Here is a 24,347-nt window from a genome sequence, read left to right as displayed (position 1 = left end):
CATACTTTTGTCTCGCAGTACTGAATCGCCAGTATGTCGTTTCGAGTGACGTGGGACAACCTCCTCGACAACGTGGAGGAACTTTCAGCAGACGCCACACTCCTCACCCCGGTCTCTCAGAAACCGTTTCAGATTACCGACGTCCAGCAACACCGAGTGCTGATCGAGTATCAGGCCGACAGTGAGACCGTCCCGCTCCAGCGGGAGCAGTTCGAGACGCTGTTTGAGCGCGTTGACGATGCGACTGGGTCGTTCGATCTCGATCGCCTCCCAGCCGGAGCTGAACCGTATGCCACCGTCATGAGTCTCCATCCGCGATTCACTATCGATGACCGGGACGGCACCCTCTCTGAAAGCGAGACGCCAACAGCGTCGCCACTTGTCGATGCGCACACGGTCGAACACGACGATGGCCCACGAGAAGAGCCCGATATCCCGGTGTACGCAGACGCGCTCCTGTTGATCGATGCGCTCGAGCAGCACGACATGACGTCACTCACCGAATTAGACGTGCCGACGCTTGTGAACCTCTATACGCTGCTGTCAGATGTCCAGCGCAATGCCAACGACCTTCGGCAAGAGGTTCGTGGCGTCTTGCTTGACCGCCTCCATCACGATCAACCCGTGAGTGGTCAATACGGCTCCGTTCAGCGGACTGTCCGCCAAAATCGAACACTCAAAGATGACGACACGGTCGTTGAGCTACTGGAGGCGGAGGGGATCGACCCCGAGCGGGTGATGAGCGTCGATACGAGCAAACTCGACGATGCGTTGGAGGTAACGTCACTCTCTGAATCCGATGTGTACGATATCGAGGAAAGCGAGTATGTTCGGAAAGCAGACGTCGACGAAGAGATGAAAGAAACACGTCTCCAAGGGCTCAAAGACCAGTTGGCTGGTGCCGACGAAGACACAACCGAGCTCCAAGCTGAAATCGAAGAACTGGAGCAGCGTATCACTGAACTCACCAGCTTTGATTCCGGGACATCCTTCCATACTCGTTCAAGTGGTGGGTAGCCGGTACCCACACCCGTACCCGTTGGGAGACGACAGACCGGCCACGGGAATTGACTAGATACTGTATCCGGACCTTCTTCGAGGCTGGTCTTTATCGGTGCGATGGACGAAGCTACCGTATGAGCGACTCGGCGTCTCCAAGCGCCTCTATCTCGCTATCTGGGCCGACTGACGTTCCAGCAGTCCTGAATCGGGCTGGTATTGACCACGTCGGTGTTCACGATCAGCGACTACTGGCTATCTATCGCACCGGCATCTTCAATGTGGTAACTGAGCCGGAGTCGGTGTCGAATGCGCGCACACTCGAGATCGAATGTTGGGAAGCACCCCTCCCGTCTCGTGGTGATGAGCGATCACCCCAGGAGTTTCTTGACGACTTTGCCGCCGTGTTTGAGCGTGGCGATAAGTCCTGAATCGTCTATCGAGTCTCTCGCTCGCAACGACGGTGATCAGTTGAGAGTGACAAGAACACTAGAGTCAAGTTCTCTAGCACGAGTCAAGACATACGCAATCTATAGAATGGGCGTATAGTTTTGGAGATCTATCGGTCAGAACCGTGTCCAAGATAAGCCACACCGAAGAACGTGGGTGCCTTCATCGGATCATCACTGTCTGACTGTGGATTTGTTACCGTCGTCGTCTCGCATTAGTTATGGTGAAGGTTTATCACCGCGGCCGGTAGTAGTAGTAAGTGAGCGCTGCGCGCCAGCGTGTTGAGCCCGTTCGACCATGTCCCTCGACGGACGTGGGGGCGGGAAATGGCGCTATTCCAACTTCAGCAGTTACAACTCTCGGAGTTTCTCAGCGAGGTCATCGTAGCCGTTCCGCTGGAGAGCGTTGACCACCCGCGTAACGGAGTCTGACATCGGCTCGTCCACACCCTCATGCGGCATGACGGCACCCTCGTACCAGCAATTGACTCGCTCTCGGACAGTGTTGCCTCGAAGCGCCGGGAGCGTCGGAGGGGTGTACTCAGGCGAGTTCCGATAGGTCGCGCTGATAGCCTGCCCCCAGTCCTGGCCACGATGGTGCTTCGCCCGTGGGGCCGGGATGACGAGCTCCCCTGCCCGCGGCATCGTGTCTGTGCTGTTAATCCGGTGGGCGAGGTGGTTCGAGACCAAGTCGGCGAGAAGTGCCGCCGGGTAGTAGAACTCCGACTTCTGGCAGTGAGCCACCAGCGGGCGATCGTCTCGCAGCCCTCCGAGTGCGGCGACGAACGGTTTGGCCTGCTGTTCGTTCCCATCGACGATTACCGCGGGGGGCTCGGCGACCGTGTTCAAGATGTCGTGGACGTGGATCGCGGAGTGGACCGCTTCGACCTGCTGGGTGTCCTCGTTCCCATCCAGGCTCTGGCGGTGGGAGAACACACGGATGTGCTCCGGAAATTCCTGCAGGACGGCTTCGGTGAAGTCTCGGCGGACGGCGTGTTCGTAGTCGTTCGCCTTGTTGTAGAACGGTTTGAATTCGATGCCACTCCCGTGGTCGTAGATCGCCTCCAGAATCGCCGGTTCGAGCTCCCGGGAGGCATACACGGCTGCCGTCACCGTCGTATCACCGACAGTGCTCGCGTCCATCGTCACAGACGTCGAGTAGGTGTCTGACTCGGTACGGAAGGGAAGGAGCGCCATTAGTGATTCAGTTGGTGCTGTATTCAGCCAGGTGGGCCTTCACATAAGTGCGTGTAGATTCCGCCATTATGCCTCCTCGAAGTCGAGCTTCTCCTTCGCCGACCGGACCCGGTCGCTGACCGTCTGCGGGCTGGCCTTCCGATCATCAGCCCACGAAGACTGCCGAGTCGAGTAGAGCGTCTGCGTCATCCAGTAGTCCAAGGTCTCAGCGGGTGACTGGAGTTCGTTCGCCAGCACGGCGAGCTCGACCGCCGCAATCTGCCGGCCGATGTCGAGCGCGGTCAGCTCCTCTTGGTAGTCGTTGATCGCCCGCCAGCCGTCTTCGATCTTGAACTCCAAGTTGATGACGCACTTCCCATCCGCCCCGTACCCGAAACGGCATGTTCGTATTGACACCTTTGGACGCTAAATGCTTGAGGCTACCTACAGAACTCACAGCTGTATCGGAGTGCGTGGATGCTGATTGGATGAGTTCGTCGGAGGGCTCCCACATGGGACCCATGATAATTGCCAGTTACCCGTTTTAGTGGTGTGTAAATCACCCGAATACGGACACCGGGCAAAATAACAGTAATTGTATGTATGTCTGACGCTCGCCGTGAGTATTAAGACGGAGGCCGGCGCAACATCGCAGTATGCACGGCTAGGCGATGTTTAGAAAGGGGGGGAGTTCCCCTGTTGGCAGCAGGGGCCGCTTGGGAAGGGACAGGATGGCACCTGTCCGAGGAAGTCTCCTATTCCTCATTTCTTCCGAAGTGGTCTTAATGGTTGCGGTGGTGAGAGTCATCTCCGGCTTTCGCCGATAACCCTCTCTGCTGTCTCTGAGACGGCCGATTATCCGATTCCGGCCGTAGCGTCGAGCACGTGCGCGGAGAGCGCACTATGCAGGACCACCCGGCTCATGGAGGTGTGCCAGCGGCGTGAGTCGCTTCGCTGTCGTTGGCTGTTCCAACTGTAGCCAACACTGGGTCATCGAGGATGCCGTCAGTAGTGGCGCTGCTAGCACTCGTGAGTGCCCCCGGTGTGGGAGTCAGCATTCAGATGGCCAGTTGCGACGTCGAGCAAGAGCTGACACGTGGGAGAATGCTGTTGAGCAACGGGCGGCGCTTCTCGCGAATACTCGGAACGCTGGCGCTGAGTTCGACGAGGTTGGCCACTACGCCAATCTTGAAGAGGAATGGGACCGCGATCTCGTCGGCCGACCACTCGGCGTACAGGTGCTTACAGGTGCCTTCGCAGACGATCAGCACCTCGACACAACGAATCGAGAGACATCCAACAACACCGATCAGAGCTCTCGTCAGCTTGGAGATCTCCGCTGTGATGAGGACGCGGGTCTCTGGGTGGTTCAGCAGTACCCGGCCGTGTCGTCTGGGACAGTACGCCTCGACAAAGAGAGCCGACCAGGTGAACTCTGGCGGCGTCTTGTTGGGGTCCTCGAAGCCGATATTGCGCTCGCCGTGCGCGAACTCGTCGGTGGTGTCGCAGATGGGGCCGCCTGGCAGATGCTTGAATCGATTATCGACGATCAGCTCGGGACAGTCGACCGAGAGGCGCTTCCAGACGCAGAGAGCCTCAACGGGTCGATCGTTGCGTCGACGCTGTTGAGCCTGTGTAAAGACGTCGAGTCCGAGCAGCATCAGCAGGCGCTCGAACTGCTCGAGAGCTTTGGGAGCTCGGAGTTCGGCCCGCTTGGCATCGGGTTTCCTGGTGAGCTTGAGGATGTTCGCCGAGTTGTGAAGCCGTTGCTCGCAGCCGCAGAACATACGCCAACACTCACCGTGCGGATCGATGAGTCATTCCGGGAGATCGGCCACGCCGACCAACGCCGGCAAATGGTCCAGCTGCTCAGTTGGCTTGGCCACGGTGTGGACGTCCGGATTGTGTTTGAGTCGTCCATCTGGATGCGGCGCTTCGCTTGGAGTTACGATCCGGAGATCGATGTCGACGAACTGGATGGGAACGTCCCGGACGTGGCAGCGTTCGATGTGAGTTCACAATGCGATACAGGCCAGCGCGCTCACGGAACCGTCGACGACCACGTCGCGGCTGCATGTGAGGCGCTTGAGATGGACGGTGAGGTTGTCGCAACCCTCGACCGTATTGGTGCGGAAGCTGGCCAGACAGCTGGCTACGAGACGCTCTACGAGGCTGCCCCGTACGATGACCCCGACCAGTCTCGGAACAACGTCGCGTACCACCTCCGACAGCTTCGCGAACACGAACTCGTGACGGATCGTATCGCGACCAGCGACGGGAGCAAAGTCGCAATTCGCCCGGCTGGCGTGCGTTTTCCTCGAAGAAATCGGCCGATCTGGAACGCGACAAAAACCCCTTCAGAATTTTGTGAGTCGGACCGGAAAATCTGACGACAATGTGGAGTCTAGACCCGCGCACACACGTGAGGGGGGGACCGGCTGGAGCCGCGACCGCCTCCCAGCACTCCACACTATCCAACCGCTTTCTCGCTCTACGTATCAGGCCGCCGTTGCGGCGACCCCCGAGAATGGCGTCGCAACTGTCGATGCGGCGGTCTCTGAGTGGGACGATCGAGCAGCTCCCCGCCGCTACACGGACTGGGAAAATGATCGGCTCGCTGTGGCCGCCGAAGTCGACAATTCGATGCAGTGGGCAGTCTGTACTGCTCGTTCGTTGGGTGATGGGTTTGTCTGGGACAATCTGCTAACTGACGAGCGACTCGACGAGAGTAGTGATTTCCGCCGACTGCTCCAAGAGGCACCCAATATCCTACAGAACAGTGCGTGCCTCGGGTGGATTGCTGAAGAAGACGAACTCGTCGACGATGTCGATGAGTTTGGCGACCGCATACAAGCTGTTCTCGAGGAGATTTGCGAGATGACGCGGGACATGACTCACGGCGAGTACCGCGAGTACAACTCTCGAACGGCGTTTCGGACGAAGATTCTCACTGAGTCACTCGGCGTGATTGGCGTAATGACCCGGTTACTGGACTTCGCCGGCGTGGACATCCTCCGAATCGGTCGGATGCCCCGGTTCAAGAGCGATTTTGCCGATGAGAAGCTCTCAGCTATCGCGAAGTTCGTTGGAATCAACTCGGCGATTGCGTCGAAATACGGGATGGCGTCGGTGTTTCGGCAACTGTTTGAGGATCGTGACGAGGTCCTCCGGTGGTCACTAGATGTCGATGTCAACGCCGCAGAGCCGTTCGGTGAGCTCATCGGCTCGTGGTGTCTGTTTGCTGATTACGGCGACCGCCAGGAAGTGTTCGCTGAGAAGCTTCGATCCAACGTCTCGCCGAGGGACATCCGGGATGATGCCCCCGAGATCGGTGTCCGCGTCCCCGTCCAGACGTCGACGAGTCGAGCCCAGTACCGCGACCTTCTTGACACAGCACTTGAAAAAAAGAACCTCCTCACAACTCCAGAGGCGGTATCGGTGCTCCACGGGCTGTGTCGGTCACCGCTAGCAATCGCGAACGGCGTCGCCCGAGCGCTAGAGCCGGAAGCCGAGACGCGACATATCCGGTCTGTAGAACTCCGACGCATCATCGCAGCACTGTCCCCAGAGCAGGTACTCCGGAATGCGTCGTCGACGCCGCGAAAGGCCCTCGTGGCACTCGCGGGCGCTGAAGAATTCCTGACGCAGTCAGCACTCGCCGAGAGAGCCGGCGTGTCGGCTCGCTCGCTTCGTGACCACCTCCCTGACCTCGTTGATACTGGAATCGTCGCGATGACGGATGCTGGCTACCGGCTCCAGCTGTCGTTTGCGGAGACGGATCGGGACGACGGAGAACTTCCTGAACGGTATCAGGATATCTACCCGCAATGGGTGAGTGATCCGACTGTCAGCAACGACGTCCACGCCGCGGCCGGAGCGTTACGGACAGCTCGGTGTCATCATGGGCCAGATGGACCAGTTCCACCGAAGGAAATCGGGTTCGCTGGCGATGTCTTGCTGGAACTCACAGAGCCATGGCCGTTACTCGATGAGGTGCTGCCAGCGCTGTGGGCAGTGACTGCGAGAGCGTGTTATCGAGAGGACGCTGCTGTCGCTGGTGGTGCCCTTGTTGAACGCGAGACTGAGATAATGGGGAGACGCCCGCGTCAGCTGAGCCTCCAAGAAGCAACTACTGGGGAGCTTGTCGGATGAGTTCTAGAGGAATTAAGGCGTCTGTCACCGGTGATTTGTGGGGGCTTGGTATACTGTTCTCGCCATCATATCTCTTGACGAGATTGTTGGGCCACTCATGCTGTTCCTAGGGTGTCATAGAAGAGTTGCCACGACATTTATTTCGTGAATTTACAGCCGAATCAGCCGATAGAACGCGCTTGCTGACTGACCATTACGTGATCTCGTCAATCAGCTCAAACCCATTTTTGAACCGCACACGATTCTCGAACCCGTGGGCGTCGAGTGTCGCAACAACCGCCTCGCCGGCGTCGATGTCGGTCGTCACGATACAGACCAGACCGCTATCCGCTTCGAGCCTTTCAACTGCGGCCGCAGCAAGCGCGGTGTCAGCCTTTTCGATCCGATCCTCGCTTCTTTTCGAGGATCGAGCGATGTACGACCGAACGTCGTCCATCACTTGTGACACGGTGCCGTTCGTGTAGTCAGGCTCGTCGGCGACTGTAACCCAACCGGCATCAATGGCGCTATTGATCGGAGTCTGTCCCGGCGTACTTCGCCTCGGCGCACCACCGAGCTCGTCGTAGACTCGCTGCGGAATGACAAATGTGAGATCGTTCCGTTGAGCAAAGCGTTCGAGAGCCGTGTACTTGTTGTTCTGTTGGCGACCACACGCGATGAACAATCCTGTATCCGCGATCCACGTCACCGAATTCTGCAACGGGTTGAACGGCTCACTCATCGCTCTCGTAGTCAGGCTTCAATCGTCGGATTCTCATTAGCGTCCCGAATCTCGTCAAAATAGGGATCGACCGATTCCATATCGAGGACGACGTCTCGTAGTGCCTGTAACACGGCAATTGCGAAGGCGTGCTGAAGGTCGAGTTCCCGGGCTGCAACTCGCTCCGACATGTTCCCGTTGGCGTACGGTATCGCATACGTTAGGGCGGCAGCGAGCTTTCCGAGACCGTCTCTCTCGATGAGGAGATTGAGGTCCTGATCCCGAGGCGATCGGCCGAACGCTTCGATGAGCGTCGGCGTGATCGTATACTCGTCTCCCCCGAGATTTGCCGAGAGAGTGATCGGGACTGCTGAATACGTGTGTGTTTTCTGGCCCTCATCTCGAGTGAGGACCTTGAGCTCAACGAGCGAGCCGGCATCCGAATACGCTGTCGTCCGGGGAATCTCCAATTCATCGACAATGTCGTCGATAGTGACCTCCTCTTGCCGGAGCACGAAGGTGTAGAGCCGCGCCAGTCGTGGCTCTTCCAGCAGCTGTGCAACTGACAGCAGGCCGTTGACGGCGCGTTCGGGGTCTCCAGCTGCCTTCGACATACAATTCATAATTCATGTACTAGATAATAGTGTTTGGGATTGCCGAATCGGACGTGATACTTCGGACACCCTGTGCCGAGCGATTCGTGAGTCCTCTGTATTGACCGATCTGGCCTGCTAGCCTTTCGAGGAGTTTCTGTTTGGGATCTGCGTGGTCTCTTCAGCATACACTAGATTACCACCTCAGAGTAGCGCGAAACGCGAGATTTAGATACGTTGACTAGCTACAACTCGTGATACCTGATGGTCGAAATTTCTGATTCGCTTCGCACTGTGTTTAGTGCTCAAATCGAAGAACGTGACGGCTCATATATTGTGGATGTCCCCGCGAGTGAAATCGAACACGACGCGCTTGCTGCCGACGAAACGTATCGCGTCGCGATCTTGAAATCAGAATCCTCGACAAGCAAGAAGACTCAGGAAGAGCAACCCCAATCGGCTGCGCAAGAACCAACTCCGACGTCGGACGGTCCTCCCGTAGAGGAAGGTGAAGTCCGGGACGTGACGATCGAGACAACTGGTGATCAAGGTGACGGCATTGCGAAGGTTGAACGCGGCTACGTCGTGATCGTCCCCGGCGGACAACCAGGTGATGAGCCGTCGGTCGAGATCGAGCAAGTCAAAGAGAACGTCGCGTTTGCTAGTATCGTCGAACGCGACTCACGGGCGCTGTAACGTCGTTTTAGTAGCAACTGTCTATTTGACTGGGATCGTTGGAACCACGACTATCCTGATCCACCCTACTCGCCTCCTGGCTTCCCGATGTACTCCGATTTCATCGTCCCGTTTTCACGATAGTAGCGATAGAGATACGGACCGTGCATATCCGCGGGATTTCCGCTAGCGCACTTGCAGCTGTCGTCGCCACAGGTGACTTTCTCTTTGACGACGGTCCCGATTCCTGCGCTATCGGACTCGTCGACGGGCTCGGCAGCCTCGGGAAGCTCGTCAGTGTCGACCGACTGGTCGCGATACTCGATGAGCGCCTCGACGTAGTTCCGTATCTCATGGAGTGTTTCCGTGTCCTGTTTGGGGAGCCCCTCTGCGAGATACTTCGGGAGCGAGGCAGGTGGTGACGGCTGCTCCATACCTTATGTAACAATTGGAGCCATGTTAGCGTTCGGGTGCTACATAAGGTATTGAACCTTCTCTGCCAACCGTGACCACCTCAGCAATTACTCGAGATCGTAGGCCGCAATTTCGTGAGAGCCACACTGTGGACACTCATCGATGTCCTTCTCCACGCTGTACCCACAGTAACGGCACTCGTGGTGCGTTGTCGATGACGGCTCGAGACTGACGATCTGCCGGATGAACTGTTTACTAAGCATGGGTGGGGTCAACGATCTCGCCACAGCCGGGGCATTCGGCCCATACGCCAGGGTCACCGCCAGCGGTCTCATAGTGGATGATTGCGTGCCGACTCGTGACTGTTTCGCCGCAGAACGAGCAGTCGCCACGGACTGTCTCTGGGTCATCAGGGGTCATTCTCACGAGTTCACGAGCTACTTCGAGGGGGAGAGGGAGCGTGTGACTCTGTCTTGGAGCTGGTCCGGTCGGTGGGACCGACCCTGCTCTGCTCCCTCACCTCAAAATTTGAGACTCTGTGACTTATAGTTCGGGCGAGCGGAGTGAAAGTACTTCTCTAGGACGGCTACATGACCACGGTTCGCGAGTGGCCACTACGCAGCTACGATTTCTAGTGACGATGTGTTAGATACCTAGCTGTCCTCACCATCGGTATGTCGTTCCGCATCTCGTGGCCCATCTCTCCCATTGTGAACCCTTCATCGATGTGGTGGCTGTAGATTTTTCATCTTGAAATCCGATTGGGCGACAAACTGTCCGGCCAGTTCAGCCAACTTCCGGGTTCGCTGGATGTCGGCCAGATTGTGCTTACAGAGTGGAAGCCAGTCGCCGGCCTGGAACGCATCCACAGCTTCGGCGCTGTCGTCAAATGGGTCGCACGTCTCCTCACCAACAAGGACATCATACACCCCAACGAGATCAGTCTGATCTTGTGTATTGAAGCGGTCAACCACCTGTATCATATCGGCGTACGCAATATCGCCAAAGGGCCATCGTAGTCCATGTTGGAGAAATCGCGTTCGACAAAAGGGGAGATCGAACCCACCGTTCCACGTCTCACCGTTGAATGCGGTCACGTAGTGGGTGTCACCATCGAGTTGGTTCGTGACAAACGACGCGACCGCCTCGAGGAGTTCGCCCTCGTCAGCAACGATGTCGAGTTGGGCTGTCCCAGTTGACTCCTCATCAAGCGCCCTCACCAGTATGTTGCGATCAACCTCGCTGTGGCCGCCAGTATTGAGAATAAGCGATTCACCGAGACCGTGCGCGAACCCAGCAACGGTGATGACAGCGTCGGCATCGAATCCAGAGGTTTCGATGTCAAACGCAACCGGAGTGAGTCCTGAGTCACTCATCTGTGAGATCGATAATGTGTTCGGATTTGAATCGATCTGTCGAAACACCCAATCGCTTCAGAAGTAGATGCCACGAGATCTGACGTGTCTTTTGTTCTCCCATCGTTACGTGATCTTCAGACGACCAGTTGTCAAGGACATCGTCAACCATCTCGACAGGTGCGATTAGTTTCCCTACTTCCTTCTCTATTCCATCTGTGACTGAATATACAACAAAAAAGTAAATCGCGGTTTTCAAATCAGAATATGAACTTTCAACTGTCAACCGATCGTGATGAGACTTCCAGATTCGGAACTGGCCGTACCTACCCAAGTTCCCGGTCTTACTTTGATACCGATTTACGCAGGACTTGACCTCGACATAGTACGATATCTCACCACTGATATATGCGTCAACATATGATTTTACTGACCATCGAATCATTAGCCCTAAATCATGGAATATAGCGTTAGCTAGGCGTTCAGCATTGTATCCCCGCCCAGATGCAGTTGATCGTCCACGTCCTTCACAGCTGTTACCATCTACGTCTTTGCGAACATCTTCCAATTTTATTTCAGGATTGACTACAGTCGGGTTAGGGGAACTGTTCTGCGTCATTGTCTCCTCGTCGCGATCGTCCTGGAATTAGACCCTGTGAGAGGTAGTTCAGCAGCTGATGAACTCATTCGACGAATGGGCCCACTCAAAGCCACTCGAATTATGACGTGACTGTGTGATATCATGGCTTGCGGCCCAGTATATGTAAGACCGATATAAAAATCTCATCAATAAGTGAGATTAGGGACATCAATTAGTTATCAGATCTGATATATCGGTCGAAAAAGTAGTGCGGAACAGAGGAGAGCCTGAGTGAGAGAGCCAGCCCCGTGGATGCAAATGCCAATCGACGATCGAATTCTCGAGGCATTAGCAACATCTGGGTTGGTCCTATCTCCCTCGGTAATCGCATTCAACATCGACAAGGCACGAAGCGAAGTGAACCGTCGACTTTCAATCCTTGTCGATCATGGCCTTGTCGAACGCGTCAAGCGAGGATACTACAAGATCACCGATATCGGTGAACAGTATCTTTCCGGAGAAGCTGATCCCAACGACCTCTGATCGAGCTATAACAGGCTAATTATAGTCTTGAAATGGTCACAACTCCTGTTTGCTACTATCTTGAAGCCAAATCTGATTCGGTGTCGACCGTTCTATGGCTCCTAATTAGATAGAACAAGGAGCACAGTCTGGCTGATCACGGACAGTTGATTCAAAGTCTAATTGATGAAGACATAGCACACTTCAGTAGTGCTGACATGATAATTCTCATTGTCACTAGTAAGGTATAGAAGTGTATTAACGATACAAGATAGTGCTAAGTGAGGCCATGGATTACGGATATCGCTTTGGGAGTGAATCTGAAACGCTAATTACTCACAGTAGTCCCTTCAGCGATGGGTTCACTGCCCGTAATCAACTCGTACAACTCTATGCGTTCTCTTCTTCCACATCAGACAGTTTTGTATCATCATCCTCGTTGACCACTTTAGCAACAGAAATATCGTTGAGTCGCAGGAACGCTTCTTTATTTTTGATACCTAATACTTCTCGTACCTCGACTGGGATCACGACCACTCCATCTGCGGAGCATTTGACTACTCCCGCAGACTCGGATTGTCTATTGCTCATTGGGTAGATTTGTATAAGCAAAGTATAAAAACATAACTCAGTCTAATACAGTCTTATTTTAATTTGCTGTATAGAACGTCCTAGCCGCTTTTGTAGTGCTTAACTGAAACAGGGTTAGGTTGTCTCTTTATATTATTAAAAGAGATCTGCTCGCTGTCTTGCGTTTATATTATCTCTTTCTTGTTGTTTCACTTAGGCACTACAAAAATAAGCGTATTATACTTATTCCATGTTCTTTAGTCTAGTATGTTTCATCAAGTTATTAAGATATATTACCCAGGAGAAGACAGTGGGAACACATGGTAGTGAAAATAGATCTGAACTTTGGAGATTCCCTCAACTAGATTCACAATCATGAGTGAGCATAAGCGCATCAGCATTCAATTCGAGCGCGATCGGCTGGAACAGATAGAAGAGGCAGCCGAGGACAGTGGGTACAACTCACGATCAGCTTACCTCCGATCAGTGATTGAAGCAGGCGAGTCAAACATCGCTGCTCTTGACCCTCGTACGAGCAACACTGACTCATCAACTCAAAAAACCCACAACACGGCAGAAGCTGCTGGAAAATCACTATCCGATGCGGCTATTATTAATGAACTTGCTGATGGCAAAGACAACAAAGCCCAGTTTGATGAGGTCGTTGAAAGCTTGATAATAGAGTTCGAGGACACTATTGCAGCTCGACTCAATGAATTGTCACAGGAGGATAACAGTCCCGTCACAACTGATGGACGGGGAAACTACTGGCGTGAGGCGGATCAGTAATGTCGGCGGGCGATGGAGAGTATATTGAGACATATAATCCAGACGGTAATGTTCTGTGGGTCTCAGTCGATCACATCGGGTTTGAGTGAAAGTGTCTGCTTGGGAAGAGTGTGGAACCTACCGAAGCAGACAACGAGATAGAAGAAGAGCATCTTCTTAATTTTGTCGTCAACAGCCTCGATGAAGAGCTTGAGATAGACCTCGACGAGAACGTCAAGGTCACGACAGAGACGTTGTACGAGGTCCTCGCCGGCGCCAGCGCCGGCGGGACCTCGATCAATCACGTCTGCGAAACGACCGAGGACTCGCCACACGCCAACACCGTCCGAGGACATCTCACCGAGCAGTTCGAACTTGACTCCGTTGAGGCGGTTGGCGACACGCTACTTCAACGAGATGCGCTTGAGACGCTTCCAGATCGACCGGTGGAGGTCTGTGCAGACCTCCACCTCGACCCCTACTACGGCGATGAAGACGAAACAGAAGCGCTGTACTCTTCACAGGCGAAACGGGGAACCACGACGTTTCACGCGTACGCGACGCTGTACGCGCGGGTACGCAACAAGCGGTACACGCTGGCGGTGCGCCAGCTTGTCGCTGGCGACACCACCAGCGACGTCCTTGGTGAGTTTCTCGAGCTCCTCGACGGCCTTGACCTCGGCGTCAAGGCCGTCTATCTCGATCGCGGATTCTACAACAGCACCTGTCTTGGGCTGTTGTCCACGCACAACTACGCCTACGTGATGCCGATCGTCAAGTGGGGTGAAACGATCCAAGACGAACTCAGTAGAGGCTGGAGCCGCGAGATCGAACACGATCTCGCCGGCAAGGTAACGTTCCCTGTGTTCATCGACTGCGTCTACCAACAGGGACGATACGACGAACACGGGGTGGCGCGTCACGGCTACGCCGCTGACGCGCCGTTTATCGACACGCCACGGGATGCCCGAGAGCACTACAGCAAGCGCTTCGGCATCGAGTCGAGCTACCGATTAGCCAAGCAGAGCCTCGCATTCACCAGTTCTCAGGACGCTGGGCTACGGCTGGTGATGTTTGTGGTGAGCCTACTGCTCCAGAATAGCTGGCGGTATCTACACTGGCGGTACGTGGCGGCGCCCCGCCGCGGGGGGCGCCGCCTCTGGCAGTGGTCGTTCACGGAGTTCTGTGAGATGGTGTTGCGGGCCGCTTGGACAGCGCTTGGTGTGCGTAGGACTGTTCCAGCGAACCAACCACTCGACGACCGGTTCTTCCGGTAGCTGTCCACCGGTCCGGACAGCAGTCGTGAGTGGCGACGCTGTCGCGTCAGCGGCGGTCCGCCGCCGACAGCGACGGTCCATCCCGAAGATTACGCTTACCAGCGCTTCGAAGACACTCCAAGACCAGTTCGATCTGATCCGCCGCCATCAGACCAGATCACGCGCCTGTCGATGTGATCGACTGGGTCTGGTACGAGAAGTGGCACTGCCAAGCAGCGACTCCAGAGAATCTCTCTGCTGAAAGGACAAGATTGGTGGCAGAGAGATGTATAAACAGATTTGAGAGGTTCTTAGCAGCAAAAAAAGGTGATTACGACTGTCACTGGACAGAGATCGATGCGGGTCGGCTATCATACGAAGATATCATCCCACCACGATCAGTAACTCCCCAAATTGCCGAAGAGTTCCTGAAAGAACTCGTGAGGAACTATGCTCCTAAGACTCAGCAAAACACGTACGCAGTACTGACACAGGCGTACGAGTGGTGTACCGAATCCGTTGATCCTATTGAGATAGACCCGTTTCAAAAGGTGTATCAGAAACATGCAGTGAAGAACGGAGACTGGTTTCTAGAATCACCGTCTGGCAGGGAACCACACATCATCGATTTATCGGAAGCTCGGAACGTTGTCAGACAGTGGAATCATCCCCTGTGGATCACTGTCCAGCTTCTGCTGGCCAAAATACCAAGACGGGCAGGAGCAGTATCTAACCTCGACTTCGAAGATGTCTCCATCACTCACCCTGGTTGTAACTGGAATGTTCATCCAGATCTCCGACGGTGGGATGATCACATTATTTTTCGATCTGAGAAACGGCAGTCAGACGAAACCCGAAATACCGGCAATAAAACAAAAACAGACAGCAAAATTCCGATCGATGAAGAATTGAGAGATGCGCTGCTATGGTATCTTTGTACCCGTCCGCAGCCGGATTCTCCGTCTGATCCGTTATTTCTCACAACACAGAGCAAAATGCGGTTGAGTGGGAAAATCATCTCAAATAAATTTATTCGAAGGGCCAAAGAACTTGGATATTTCTACGGTCCAAATGATGATGACAATCTTAACCCACATTATTGGCGGCACTGGGGAACGACCCACTACGAGGATCAGTTCGGTGGGGATGCTAACACTCCAGGGAACACATCCATGACTGATTATTTGCGGGGTGACTCCCGAGAAGGAATTAAACAGCTGTACAACAGCTACTCTATTGAGAAGCGGGACACAATTCTCAACGCCATGCCGACTTTCTTAGAGTCGTATGCTGATGATTAATTACTATCCCACGAGGATTCGAGAAAGTGCCCGACGCCTAGTCTGAACGAGCTTGGCTCAGCATGGGATATCGATAGCTCATCGGCGTCCATACCGACAAAAGATTTCACACCCAAATCACCACCATCCTCTTGGATTGTCTGGAATAAACTGTTGTATTCATTAGAAAACTGATATTTATGGGCGAAATCAGATGTGTATGAAAATGTATATAAAATGGTGACGAACTCTAGGAGGTGACTTTCTCCTACGTAGGTCGACACAAGTGTGTTGAGTACGACAGCTTAGTGAGCTGAACGTCGACGGGACGCTCAGTACTCACCGTTCGCTCAATATCTACCTCGACAATCGCTGGAAAAACAGTTCCTACCTCTTTCTCTCCAGACAGTCCGAGCGGATGACGACACGCTTTGTCCGAAACTCCGTCAAGAGGCTTGCTCACGAGGCTGCTGTTCGACCATTTAGGTACACGAGACCGGTGAGTTTGGTCGCGGCGGACCAGAGGATGTCTATCCGCACGTCTTCCGTCACAGCCTCGCCTATCGACTTCTACCTAAAGTTGTAGTCGGTGTTAGAGGCGTTGACATACTTGTCATTCCCACGTCGATCTGGCACGTAACAAGGGCCACAGCCGCCATCGAAGAACACCGGCGTCTCGATATCAAGTTTGCTCCGTCGCTTCAGTAACTGCGGCATATTACTCCTGAGTTCGCTCACGTACGGTTCTCGTCTCGTTCGAAGCGTCCCCCGAGGCGGCCGACGTTCAGTAAGCGGCGGCAGCGAGTCCTTGTTGAGGTCATCAATGGTGAGGATTCGCACATCAAGCACTTGGGCAAGCCACCACGCTTGGGTGGTGACGCCCCACCCGACGACGAGCGCAGGCATCGCCCGCGCGAGCAGCGCCCGGTGAGAGATATCGGCGACCGCATCACGGCCGACGAGCGTCGTGTGCCAGTCTTTACACTCGGCGACGAGGTAATCGGCCGGGTCGTTCTGGAGGTCCGATCTCCGGGCGACGACGTCCGTCTCAAGCCCGAACAGGTACTTATTCCGTGTTGTCTGGTACCCCCACCGCTCGAACGCTTCTGCTGTCTCTCGTTCGAGCCACCGACCATTTGTCGGATCGTGCTCAAGATCGTCGACTGGTTCCTCCTGATCGCCGAGAGCGCCGATTTTCTCGTTGAGGTCATCGAAGAAGTCACCCATCGGTTGAGTCCTCCGTGGCAGCGGCAGCGCGCACGGCCGTATGTTCGAGTGCTGTTGCGATCGCACGGGCTTCCGTCGGGGTGAGTTCGGCGAAGGTAACACCCCAGCTCCCGCCGACGCTGAGCGTGAGTTGTGACGGGTCGTCATCACAGAGCGTCACCTGAATCTTCGCCTCTTCTTGGATGAGCGGACGGTCGCGGACGACGTCAGTTTCAAGATCGATTGCTGGGCGGCTCATTGAGATGTACCGTTTATCGGGAGCATACGCGGTGGGTTGTGAAGCGATGCGATCTTCGGTGGAAATGGTATCGTCATGGTTGATTCAGGGGTGTTGGTTGCGAGCGATACGTCTAGCTGGTGACTCCGGTGCTGGTTGTTGGATAGGTCGTGGCTCGCGTGGACGACCCATACTAGCGTCGCGAGCGCTGCCGGGTACTCGTCAGTCAAAGTCGATTCTATGTGTCGGACGAGAGTTTCAAGCCCCCGCGTTGAACCGGTGTACATGGGTTCGTGCGTGTTCACGGAACCCCCATATGGGCCATCTATTGGCACGGGTCGGCCAGCATCTTTTTTCGCACAGTGCGTCGTCATCAACGGCCGATGGGGTCCGTGATTATAGCATGTGTATTGTGAAGTATTAAATATTAGCCTATGTAGGCTATTTATTGGCTCAAATAGTCTATTCAGGAGACACAACCCCTGTAACTAACAAAGTCTCCATTGGATATAGCAAAAATGCGGCCTACTCCGGGATGGATGACGATGACTGACCTAGTCATCTTGGAGTTTCTCAACGACTACAACCTAGAACTCGCCCCGAAGCCTCTCTACCGGAATTTAAATCGACACGGGCACAACATCGGGTACTCTACAGTACGGGGGCGGTTGCCAGAATTAGCCGAGAAGGGGCTCTTAGTGAAGGACAGTGACGGATACTACCAGCTATCTGATCTCGGTCGAGAGTACCTTACAGGCGATATCGACGCAGATGAGTTGGAAGATGCGTAACAGTCGATTTCGATAATCGCTCACTGGTCGTCGCTTTCGTCGCCCCCAGCCTCATCATCTGGTAGTTCTGCCGCTCTTTGGGGCTGATCGCGGTCAGTCATCGTCGACCTGCTCGATCAACTCTGTCACTGGTAGGCCTTGTTCGTTGGCGACCCCTCTGGCGCAGCCCTCGCTGGGTCTGGAGTCGCTGTCCTCGCGCTGTACCTCGGTACGCTCGCCGTGAACCCCGCAAGGTTCGCGCTCATCTACGCGACGGTCGAGTACCGATGATACGGTGTTCTGTAGGTGTAGGCCGGCTTGAAATTACAGTCTCGGTACTACAGACCGTCGGTATTTGAGCACGTGACGATACTCTGATCCCCGTAGCGCGACAAGACGTGGTCTCCCAGAATTCTTTGAGTCACCGCTTGATGCGGACATCGAGTGGCTCCGAATCCATCTTGATGACTTCTAACTCAATCAGCTGCTGAAACAGGCGATCGAACGCCGACTGAGCGGAGAATACCTCCAGATTACCGACGATTCAGTGTAACTATACGGACTTTCCGCGTTTCTACATAAGAGCGACAGTTCTTAACCAACAATCTCGGTACGGATCTCCAGAGTACTGGCCGTCCACAGTAGCCACCATAGATCAGCATTTTTCAAGAACAAGACCCCCAGTCAGTAGATCACCTATGGCTGCTGCTTGGAGGCTCTAAAAACCACGTAAAAGCAGTAGTACTACTCGCCAACATCGACAACCGTTGCCTCTTCAGGCAGCGTAATCTCGAGGTTGCTGGCCTCCTGATCAATCGCCTTGGGCATCGTCCTCTCATCATCACCGAGCAGTTCGGTGAACTCTTCGTTCAAGACCGTGTCGGCGTCAGATGGGGCTTTGCGACTCAATCTCGTGTTAGGTTTCACTCTAACACTTATCGGTATTGTCTCCCTCACCACAGGTGTGGATGAGCGATGACGTCACCGTACTCGAAGATGAGATTGAAGCCTACGCCGACGGGACTGTCGCCCGGGTACGCGTACTCTCAGTCCTACCTCAGAGAAGTTTGAGGAGGGCATCAACTACGCCTATCATTACGGTGAAGCCGGCGCAGAAGATCCGATCATTCGGTTCGACAATCATCACGGCGTCCACGAACTCCATATGGGCTCGGAGACGTTCGAGATCGACTATCCTGGACTCGTCGAGATATTCCGTGCGTGGCGAGCGGCGCTGCCCCCAGAGAAACGAACCGACTGGTAACCTCCCAAGCACGCTGATCGACGCACGATCGCAACCCCAGCCCCACCCCACAACATCATGACCCGAACACTACACGTCCAGATCAAGTCCGCGGATCGCAGCGGCCTCGAGGAGCGGCTCGAATTGATCGACGCCGGCGACGACGTCGAACCCGGTGAGCCGACGCTGTCGATCGAGGACCTCGAGACGTTTGGTCGCGTCTTTCGGTCGACCAACCTCGAACTCCTCGAAGCAATCGTTGAGCACGAGCCAGAGAGCATCCGTGAACTCGCTCGCCTTGTCGACCGGAACCCACCGGAGGTCCTCGACAACGTGAACGAGCTCGCCGACTACGGGCTCCTTGAGTTCGAAGAGAACGGCAGCGCAAAGCGCCCGGTAGTGTGGTACGACGAGATCGACGCGGACCTCCCGCTCACATCGGCGTCGGGACCGGAGCGCAAGGCGAACGCCTGAGCGCTGAGACAACGATGGCTGACGACGTCGATCCCGAGAATCCTCGGCCCTACGGGCACTACCATGTGGATCGAGATGCCGACTGGTTCTACGTCGACGACGACCTGGCGTCAACGATTGCCCTCGGGCCTGCGACCGACGGCGAGCCGGGTGACGATTGGGTTCTCACTCTCTCGGCCGCGACGTCGGAAGAGGATCCAGCAACTGCCGAGCGCGTCGCTGTCCGCCTCACTCCGTGGGCCTTACATGAGCTCTACACCGAGGCGAAGAACCTCTCGCCGGACGCCCGTCAGGCCGGCCACAGTGCTGAATGTGGGCTCTGTGGAGAGCAGGTTCCACTCGATCGGGCGTGGCCTGACAATCGAAAAGAGCCCTGCCACCCAGACTGTTACGCTGAGGCGTTCGGTGCGCCCCCATGGTACGATGGCCAGTAGGTAGATTTCTACGAGAACTCCGCGGTGACAGCCTTATCCAACACTAAAGCGTGAATCTCCAGAGAAGAGATCGTCATCAGTGACCGCTATCTGGCCGTTCTGAGTTGTTTTTGAGCATAGAACCGCCAGTCAGTAGATCCAGCTGTAGCCGTTGCTTAGTGGTGCTGAAAACAAATCGAAATAGTAGTGCTACTCGTCGACGTCGACGATGGTCGCCCTTTCAGGCGGTGTGATCTCGAGTTTAGCAGCGCCGCGCTCGATCTCCTGGGGCGTCGCCCCCTCAGCATCGGCGAGCAGCTCGGTGAGCTCCTCGTCCGAGATCATGTCGGCGTCGGGGGGTTCCCTGCTCATACCACGTTCTACTCGGTGTGAAGGATAAACGTAGGTGTCGACCTCCGGTAGGTCAGTTCTCCCGCTCCCACCATTCGTCTATTTCTTGTGCGCCGATGTCGACGGTTGCGGTGACCCCGCACGAACAGTGGATGCCAACGGTGCCGGGATGCGTCGTGATCGGGCCCTTCTCCTGTCCACAGCCCGGGCAGTTGACGCGGAAGATATCGCCCATACACACCGATCCGTGTGGTCCGGGAAAGCCGCTCTGCTCAGTCTTAACCAACAGTCGGTAATCCGATGGCTGATCGTTGGTTAAGATCGAAACCGCAGGACGATGAGGGTAATGGGGTCAGTGTTCTAGATAGTCTTTCTTATCTCGAAATATAGCACTATTAACCCCGGAAGCGTTGTTTCCGGCGCTCTCATACCTCCGAGGAGGTCGATCCTTCTGCCTCGAAGCAGGGGTAAACACGCCTCGATCCGATCCATTCGGAGGAACTCCCCGTTATGGAAGTGTAGTATATCGTATCTCGCTATAGAAAGTTTGTGGCCGTGGAGTTGCGAATGCCGGTCAAAACGTTCACGGGATCGACTCTATTCGTACCAGTACCCGATAGAAATAGCCGCGATTACGCTCTAATAGCTATCATAGAGACAGAATTATTATACTAAACAAACTTATCGGTCGAAATCTATCTCAGCAAAGAGTGATGCCTCTCGGGAAGGGCTAACCCAGACCGAGCTCTAAATGAGTGTGATCAGCTCTTTGTCCAGCCAATCAAGGAACCGACTGAGTGTGATTCTGGGCTTCTTCCGGGTTTCAATGACCCCAATGCGCTCTTGTGTGAGGAAATCGACTAACAACCACATATTGTAGATCACACACCCGAAGGCGAAATGGAACCACCGTACTCCGAACTCCTTCGAGGTAGTCCACGCTGCTGCGTTCTTGATCGACGAGTACGAGTTCTCGATCGCTCCACGGTCACTGTACTGTTCAATCTGCTTTTTCGCCCAGCGCCGATCGAGTGCGACCTCGTCACTCACATCGAGACTGGTGATAAACGGCTGTGGCGATCCCTCTTCATGGACATCATCATCTTCCGCTGGGGGTAACACGGCAACGGTCGTATGTACCGTGTGGTTTGAGACGCCACCCTTCACTGCACCGTGCATGACGAAATCCTCCTCGACATACAGCGGGGTGTCATTCGGTTCGTGATACCCCTGCTTCACTTGATCAAACCGGTCACACATTGGTCCAATTCGATGCTGATCTTTCTGAGCAGGGATCACGTAGTCCAACCCCTTGTCAGTGAGCGTCTGAATCACGTCTACAGCGTGGAATTCCCGATCGGCATACACCATCTTGATGTCGACATAGTCTTCGGCGATCGAGAGAAGTCGCCGTGCAACGTCCCCGACGTAGTAGGAACTATCCTTACCGGGATAGGCGTCTGTCGCGGCGTAGTCCGTACTCCCAAGCGGACACACCCCAACGACGTAGTGGGTGTTCTCGCCGACGATCACGACCGTCGCAAACTTGTGACACCAGGTGTATCCCTTCCCCTCTGGTGCGCCCTGGACCCATTTCATCTCGTCGCGATCGCCATAGTAGGCAACATACGTGATGTCCAGTGCGACTTTCGCCCGAGTGCCAAATCGTGAGCCGTTCCCGTGTTCAAGCTCCCTGATTTGGGGCTTCGCGCGTGTGTAGGTCTTTCGGAGAGCGAAATTTAGCACAGTCGCGATGTCCTCGATAGACATCTGCTTGAGGGCTTCCAATAGCGTCTCACCAGATGGACCGTCCTCGTAGAACGGGTCATCAACAGCGGGATCTGGATTTTTCATGTCACCCAGCTTCTGTCCCGAACCGTGTGCCGCCTGCTGCTTGATCGATGCGATTGCTTCTAAGACGAGTAACTCATCGTCGTCGTAGATCGCATCATCCGAGCGAGAGAGTGAGATTGAAGGGATGGCTACTGATTTCAACTCATCAAGCACTTCGTGGCCCTTCTTCCGCAGCAGGCGTTGGACGGTTCGATTTGACAGCGACTGTTTGTCCTCGCCGTCCGCTGTTTTGAGAAGATCATTCCCGATTGGTGCGCCTCGTTCAGCTACAAGCAGGCGGATCTCTTCAGCACCTGATTTGACGACCGTCTGTAACTTTCCGAATCGGCTTTCAAGCCGGACTGGTTTGCAGCTACTTTCTGAGGGGAGATTATCCATCTCGAATCCAAATGCACGGGCGAGTTCCGGTCGGTCAGAGAGGCGTTCTGGGATTCCTGACAGGGATTCATGCTCGACAGTTGCCCACAGATACGCCAGAAACATTGGCCGAAACGGAAGTGACGAACTCCACTCAGGGTGTGCGTCCCGTAGCGTATAGCGGCTCACGTCCAGTTCGTTCGCAAGTGTGATCCAGTCAGTATCTGCAGTAAAGACATCATCAACTTGCTTTGTCAGCCCACTTTGAACCCGACTGTTCTCATTGCTCATCGGCTCTCACCGCCGATAGACAAAAATGAGCTGTCAACAGCCCAGTTGAGTGAGGACATTAGTATCGATAGTAGATTCATTTTGAACTTAACTGCTAGCGTGTTGTTTCCGAAGTTTCCGGAATAACCTTTGATACGGAGAGTTAAATACAAAATTCGCATACTACCGTTCGTCTCAAACAGTAATACATAGAATATTTGGATATATCCTGAATGCCAGTATAATTTGAACTAATGTACAAGGTGAATAGCGCTGCATCACAGAACAGTAGGTAATGCCAGATGATATCCGCGATACAGCGCCCAATTTAGAGGATGTGGATTACGATGAACTATCGGAATTTTTTGAGAAGAAGGGCGCAGTTGAGTTGATCTCTCTTCTTGATGGTGAAGGGTATCGATTCGACGAAATCGACGATTTACTGGATGTGAGCCGTGGGTATCTGAATGATCGCCGTGACGAAGCCGTCCATCTCAGGCTGATTGTTCCTGACCAAGCATACCGAGATGACTCCGTCCGCCGTGTGTGGACTCTTACAACGCTGGGCCACTACCTCCGACAGCGGATGCGCCATCTCGGAGTGACAGAGAGCCACGAGCGACTCATCACTGCAAGACGTGAATACGAAGACCGCAAGAGTGATTTCCTGGAGTGGGTTGATGATCCAGAGTCAATCGAAGCATACGCTGAAGATCTGCGAACTGGCAATCAGGTACATCCAAAAGAGTTGCCGCCTAAGTTACAAGACCTTTTTCGTCGAGTAGATGACGACCATTTCTAATTCTTCTTGAGCTGTCGGTAGAGCTTTCGGATGGTGGGTCTGTTGAAATATTCAGCACGTGACACGATCTGAACTGGCTTCGGTCAGTGCAGTGAATTTACCTTGTACCTAAAATGATAGATGATTATAATCGCACTTATTGAGAGTATGACTACACAAACCATTGACAAAGCGAATATTTCATCAGGATCATCCCCCAGGAGAGCGCCCACTGTAATCGCAACGAGTAGAATCGCTATCGACCCAATACTGCCGGCTACACGAACAAATAAATCTTCATTCATATCTTATCTACCTGTTGAGCAAATTCTTGACTATGCTGAACCAAATCATGTTAACGCCCCAAGCGATAAAAAAACGATGAGTATTGATTCAGAGCAAATAAACGGAACAGAAAGCTCGCATCAAATCTATCCTCCGAGATTGTGCGACTCCCAGCAAAATCACTGACGGCACGTTTCTTGAGCAGATGGCCGAAAGTCGATGAAATCAGAATCAATAACAACATTAATTCCAAAACAATTGATCCCATCTGTATCCCCAACGATCTCGAGGAAATCCTCCGTCGAGTACGACTCAGTCTCTGTATCAGCTAGGTCGATTATCACCTCATACGGAGTTTGCGTTCCTAGCCAGTCTTCGTCGATAAGAAGTTCACCAAACGAAGTGTTACTCTTCCAAGCGGCGAGCTCGTGGGCCTGTTCATACACAATTTCGCTATCTCGTTCCACAGCCACGGCGACCTCCACTTCTTGAGTGCGCTGGTTACGGAGGTAGAGGCTATCAAGTCCTGGTGGAGAGGGTTCCTGACCTGGGAGGCTGGTACACCCTCCTGTTACTGAAAGTCCCGCTAACGCCAATAGACGCCTTCGTGAACATG

The 24,347-nt window shown here is 54.3% G+C and carries 29 protein-coding genes and 3 pseudogenes; 14 read left to right on the top strand and 18 right to left on the bottom strand.

Annotated elements, in window-relative coordinates; all coding sequences use genetic code 11:
* The first annotated feature begins 33 nt into the window (after nt 1–33).
* Complete coding sequence (locus tag ACZ5TV_RS12830) at nt 34–1,017, top strand: DUF7983 family protein (protein ID WP_379778280.1); 984 nt, start codon at nt 34–36, stop codon at nt 1,015–1,017.
* A gap of 782 nt (nt 1,018–1,799) precedes the next feature.
* On the opposite strand, the gene ACZ5TV_RS12825 is transcribed toward ACZ5TV_RS12830, so the two are convergent.
* Nucleotides 1,800–2,591, bottom strand: coding sequence for a hypothetical protein (locus ACZ5TV_RS12825; RefSeq protein WP_149784125.1), 792 nt, complete (start codon nt 2,589–2,591; stop codon nt 1,800–1,802).
* Nucleotides 2,592–2,711: 120 nt separating this feature from the next.
* Nucleotides 2,712–3,041: a hypothetical protein gene (locus tag ACZ5TV_RS12820; RefSeq protein WP_379778278.1), complete on the bottom strand. Its 330-nt coding sequence runs from the start codon at nt 3,039–3,041 to the stop codon at nt 2,712–2,714.
* A 524-nt stretch (nt 3,042–3,565) separates the two neighbouring features.
* On the opposite strand from ACZ5TV_RS12820, the pseudogene ACZ5TV_RS12815 reads away from it, so the two are divergent.
* A pseudogene (locus tag ACZ5TV_RS12815) lies at nt 3,566–3,700 on the top strand (DUF5817 domain-containing protein); the annotation flags it as partial.
* On the opposite strand, the gene ACZ5TV_RS12810 reads toward ACZ5TV_RS12815, so the two are convergent.
* The gene (locus ACZ5TV_RS12810) at nt 3,683–4,285 is read right to left on the bottom strand and encodes a hypothetical protein (protein ID WP_379778311.1); all 603 of its coding nucleotides are present in this window, start codon (nt 4,283–4,285) and stop codon (nt 3,683–3,685) included. The pseudogene ACZ5TV_RS12815 and the gene ACZ5TV_RS12810 sit on opposite strands and share 18 nt — an antisense overlap.
* Here ACZ5TV_RS12810 and ACZ5TV_RS12805 point away from each other — a divergent pair.
* Both ACZ5TV_RS12805 and ACZ5TV_RS12800 read left to right on the top strand, forming a co-directional pair.
* A complete protein-coding gene (locus ACZ5TV_RS12805) occupies nt 4,250–5,014 on the top strand; it encodes a hypothetical protein (RefSeq protein WP_379778309.1) in 765 nt (254 codons plus the stop codon). The genes ACZ5TV_RS12810 and ACZ5TV_RS12805 overlap by 36 nt on opposite strands.
* 7 nt (nt 5,015–5,021) lie before the next feature.
* A complete protein-coding gene (locus tag ACZ5TV_RS12800) occupies nt 5,022–6,776 on the top strand; it encodes a hypothetical protein (protein WP_464383899.1) in 1,755 nt (584 codons plus the stop codon).
* Nucleotides 6,777–6,969: 193 nt separating this feature from the next.
* Here the strand turns inward: ACZ5TV_RS12800 and ACZ5TV_RS12795 are convergent, their stop codons facing one another.
* Entirely contained in the window at nt 6,970–7,497 is a 528-nt protein-coding gene (locus ACZ5TV_RS12795; RefSeq protein ID WP_094521150.1) for a hypothetical protein, read from the bottom strand.
* 11 nt (nt 7,498–7,508) lie between these two features.
* The gene (locus tag ACZ5TV_RS12790; RefSeq protein WP_209487308.1) at nt 7,509–8,090 is read right to left on the bottom strand and encodes a DUF7437 domain-containing protein; all 582 of its coding nucleotides are present in this window, start codon (nt 8,088–8,090) and stop codon (nt 7,509–7,511) included.
* 243 nt (nt 8,091–8,333) lie between these two features.
* On the opposite strand from ACZ5TV_RS12790, the gene ACZ5TV_RS12785 reads away from it, so the two are divergent.
* Nucleotides 8,334–8,765 (top strand): TRAM domain-containing protein, encoded by a 432-nt coding sequence (locus ACZ5TV_RS12785; protein ID WP_209487306.1) that lies wholly within the window; start codon nt 8,334–8,336, stop codon nt 8,763–8,765.
* Nucleotides 8,766–8,830: 65 nt separating this feature from the next.
* Here the strand turns inward: ACZ5TV_RS12785 and ACZ5TV_RS12780 are convergent, their stop codons facing one another.
* The 4 genes from ACZ5TV_RS12780 to ACZ5TV_RS12765 all read right to left on the bottom strand — a co-directional run bounded on the left by ACZ5TV_RS12780 (nt 8,831) and on the right by ACZ5TV_RS12765 (nt 11,132).
* Nucleotides 8,831–9,178, bottom strand: a complete 348-nt coding sequence (locus ACZ5TV_RS12780; protein WP_209487304.1) for a DUF6788 family protein — start codon at nt 9,176–9,178, stop codon at nt 8,831–8,833.
* A gap of 235 nt (nt 9,179–9,413) precedes the next feature.
* Nucleotides 9,414–9,578 (bottom strand): DUF7837 family putative zinc-binding protein, encoded by a 165-nt coding sequence (locus ACZ5TV_RS12775; RefSeq protein WP_449405244.1) that lies wholly within the window; start codon nt 9,576–9,578, stop codon nt 9,414–9,416.
* A 299-nt stretch (nt 9,579–9,877) separates the two neighbouring features.
* Nucleotides 9,878–10,534 (bottom strand): hypothetical protein, encoded by a 657-nt coding sequence (locus tag ACZ5TV_RS12770; RefSeq protein WP_379778275.1) that lies wholly within the window; start codon nt 10,532–10,534, stop codon nt 9,878–9,880.
* Nucleotides 10,527–11,132 carry a hypothetical protein gene (locus tag ACZ5TV_RS12765; protein WP_379778273.1) on the bottom strand — a complete coding sequence of 202 codons (606 nt, stop codon included), beginning with the start codon at nt 11,130–11,132 and terminating at the stop codon, nt 10,527–10,529. The genes ACZ5TV_RS12770 and ACZ5TV_RS12765 overlap by 8 nt, the downstream gene beginning before the upstream one ends.
* Nucleotides 11,133–11,405: 273 nt before the next feature.
* On the opposite strand from ACZ5TV_RS12765, the gene ACZ5TV_RS12760 reads away from it, so the two are divergent.
* Complete coding sequence (locus ACZ5TV_RS12760) at nt 11,406–11,636, top strand: winged helix-turn-helix domain-containing protein (protein WP_379778307.1); 231 nt, start codon at nt 11,406–11,408, stop codon at nt 11,634–11,636.
* 369 nt (nt 11,637–12,005) lie between these two features.
* Here ACZ5TV_RS12760 and ACZ5TV_RS12755 read toward each other — a convergent pair whose 3' ends face one another.
* The gene (locus tag ACZ5TV_RS12755; RefSeq protein ID WP_379778271.1) at nt 12,006–12,206 is read right to left on the bottom strand and encodes a hypothetical protein; all 201 of its coding nucleotides are present in this window, start codon (nt 12,204–12,206) and stop codon (nt 12,006–12,008) included.
* Between the two features lie 354 nt (nt 12,207–12,560).
* On the opposite strand from ACZ5TV_RS12755, the gene ACZ5TV_RS12750 reads away from it, so the two are divergent.
* The 3 genes from ACZ5TV_RS12750 to ACZ5TV_RS12740 all read left to right on the top strand — a co-directional run bounded on the left by ACZ5TV_RS12750 (nt 12,561) and on the right by ACZ5TV_RS12740 (nt 15,510).
* The gene (locus ACZ5TV_RS12750; RefSeq protein ID WP_379778269.1) at nt 12,561–12,974 is read left to right on the top strand and encodes a ribbon-helix-helix domain-containing protein; all 414 of its coding nucleotides are present in this window, start codon (nt 12,561–12,563) and stop codon (nt 12,972–12,974) included.
* Between the two features lie 110 nt (nt 12,975–13,084).
* Nucleotides 13,085–14,230: an ISH3 family transposase gene (locus ACZ5TV_RS12745; protein WP_464383898.1), complete on the top strand. Its 1,146-nt coding sequence runs from the start codon at nt 13,085–13,087 to the stop codon at nt 14,228–14,230.
* A 173-nt stretch (nt 14,231–14,403) separates the two neighbouring features.
* Entirely contained in the window at nt 14,404–15,510 is a 1,107-nt protein-coding gene (locus ACZ5TV_RS12740) for a tyrosine-type recombinase/integrase (protein ID WP_379778386.1), read from the top strand.
* A 549-nt stretch (nt 15,511–16,059) separates the two neighbouring features.
* On the opposite strand, the gene ACZ5TV_RS12735 is transcribed toward ACZ5TV_RS12740, so the two are convergent.
* Nucleotides 16,060–16,716 (bottom strand): hypothetical protein, encoded by a 657-nt coding sequence (locus ACZ5TV_RS12735; protein WP_379778384.1) that lies wholly within the window; start codon nt 16,714–16,716, stop codon nt 16,060–16,062.
* Nucleotides 16,709–16,954, bottom strand: coding sequence for a hypothetical protein (locus tag ACZ5TV_RS12730; protein WP_379778382.1), 246 nt, complete (start codon nt 16,952–16,954; stop codon nt 16,709–16,711). The genes ACZ5TV_RS12735 and ACZ5TV_RS12730 overlap by 8 nt, the downstream gene beginning before the upstream one ends.
* 518 nt (nt 16,955–17,472) lie before the next feature.
* Here ACZ5TV_RS12730 and ACZ5TV_RS12725 point away from each other — a divergent pair.
* Nucleotides 17,473–17,724 carry a winged-helix domain-containing protein gene (locus ACZ5TV_RS12725; protein WP_379778380.1) on the top strand — a complete coding sequence of 84 codons (252 nt, stop codon included), beginning with the start codon at nt 17,473–17,475 and terminating at the stop codon, nt 17,722–17,724.
* Between the two features lie 320 nt (nt 17,725–18,044).
* Here the strand turns inward: ACZ5TV_RS12725 and ACZ5TV_RS12720 are convergent.
* Nucleotides 18,045–18,235, bottom strand: a pseudogene (locus tag ACZ5TV_RS12720) (IS1595 family transposase); the annotation flags it as partial.
* Between the two features lie 212 nt (nt 18,236–18,447).
* Nucleotides 18,448–18,576 (bottom strand): hypothetical protein, encoded by a 129-nt coding sequence (locus ACZ5TV_RS12715; RefSeq protein ID WP_379778378.1) that lies wholly within the window; start codon nt 18,574–18,576, stop codon nt 18,448–18,450.
* A gap of 95 nt (nt 18,577–18,671) precedes the next feature.
* Here ACZ5TV_RS12715 and ACZ5TV_RS12710 point away from each other — a divergent pair.
* From ACZ5TV_RS12710 to ACZ5TV_RS12700, 3 genes and pseudogenes are all read left to right on the top strand, one after another.
* A pseudogene (locus ACZ5TV_RS12710) lies at nt 18,672–18,967 on the top strand (toxin-antitoxin system TumE family protein).
* Nucleotides 18,968–19,024: 57 nt separating this feature from the next.
* The gene (locus tag ACZ5TV_RS12705) at nt 19,025–19,420 is read left to right on the top strand and encodes an HVO_A0114 family putative DNA-binding protein (protein ID WP_379778376.1); all 396 of its coding nucleotides are present in this window, start codon (nt 19,025–19,027) and stop codon (nt 19,418–19,420) included.
* A 14-nt stretch (nt 19,421–19,434) separates the two neighbouring features.
* Nucleotides 19,435–19,854, top strand: a complete 420-nt coding sequence (locus ACZ5TV_RS12700) for a DUF8161 domain-containing protein (protein WP_379778374.1) — start codon at nt 19,435–19,437, stop codon at nt 19,852–19,854.
* Between the two features lie 189 nt (nt 19,855–20,043).
* Here ACZ5TV_RS12700 and ACZ5TV_RS12695 read toward each other — a convergent pair whose 3' ends face one another.
* The 3 genes from ACZ5TV_RS12695 to ACZ5TV_RS12685 all read right to left on the bottom strand — a co-directional run bounded on the left by ACZ5TV_RS12695 (nt 20,044) and on the right by ACZ5TV_RS12685 (nt 22,686).
* Entirely contained in the window at nt 20,044–20,205 is a 162-nt protein-coding gene (locus tag ACZ5TV_RS12695) for a hypothetical protein (RefSeq protein ID WP_379778372.1), read from the bottom strand.
* A gap of 52 nt (nt 20,206–20,257) precedes the next feature.
* Entirely contained in the window at nt 20,258–20,419 is a 162-nt protein-coding gene (locus tag ACZ5TV_RS12690; protein WP_379778370.1) for a hypothetical protein, read from the bottom strand.
* 512 nt (nt 20,420–20,931) lie between these two features.
* Entirely contained in the window at nt 20,932–22,686 is a 1,755-nt protein-coding gene (locus tag ACZ5TV_RS12685) for a transposase (protein ID WP_379778368.1), read from the bottom strand.
* A 274-nt stretch (nt 22,687–22,960) separates the two neighbouring features.
* On the opposite strand from ACZ5TV_RS12685, the gene ACZ5TV_RS12680 reads away from it, so the two are divergent.
* Nucleotides 22,961–23,467 (top strand): hypothetical protein, encoded by a 507-nt coding sequence (locus ACZ5TV_RS12680; RefSeq protein WP_379778366.1) that lies wholly within the window; start codon nt 22,961–22,963, stop codon nt 23,465–23,467.
* Nucleotides 23,468–23,910: 443 nt separating this feature from the next.
* Here the strand turns inward: ACZ5TV_RS12680 and ACZ5TV_RS12675 are convergent, their stop codons facing one another.
* Nucleotides 23,911–24,216, bottom strand: coding sequence for a hypothetical protein (locus ACZ5TV_RS12675; RefSeq protein ID WP_379778364.1), 306 nt, complete (start codon nt 24,214–24,216; stop codon nt 23,911–23,913).
* Nucleotides 24,217–24,347 lie beyond the last annotated feature (131 nt).

The sequence above is a fragment of the Halorubrum tibetense genome, from assembly GCF_055396225.1.
Note: the sequence above shows the minus strand (reverse complement) of the source record. Positions and strands in the feature narration are given on the sequence as shown.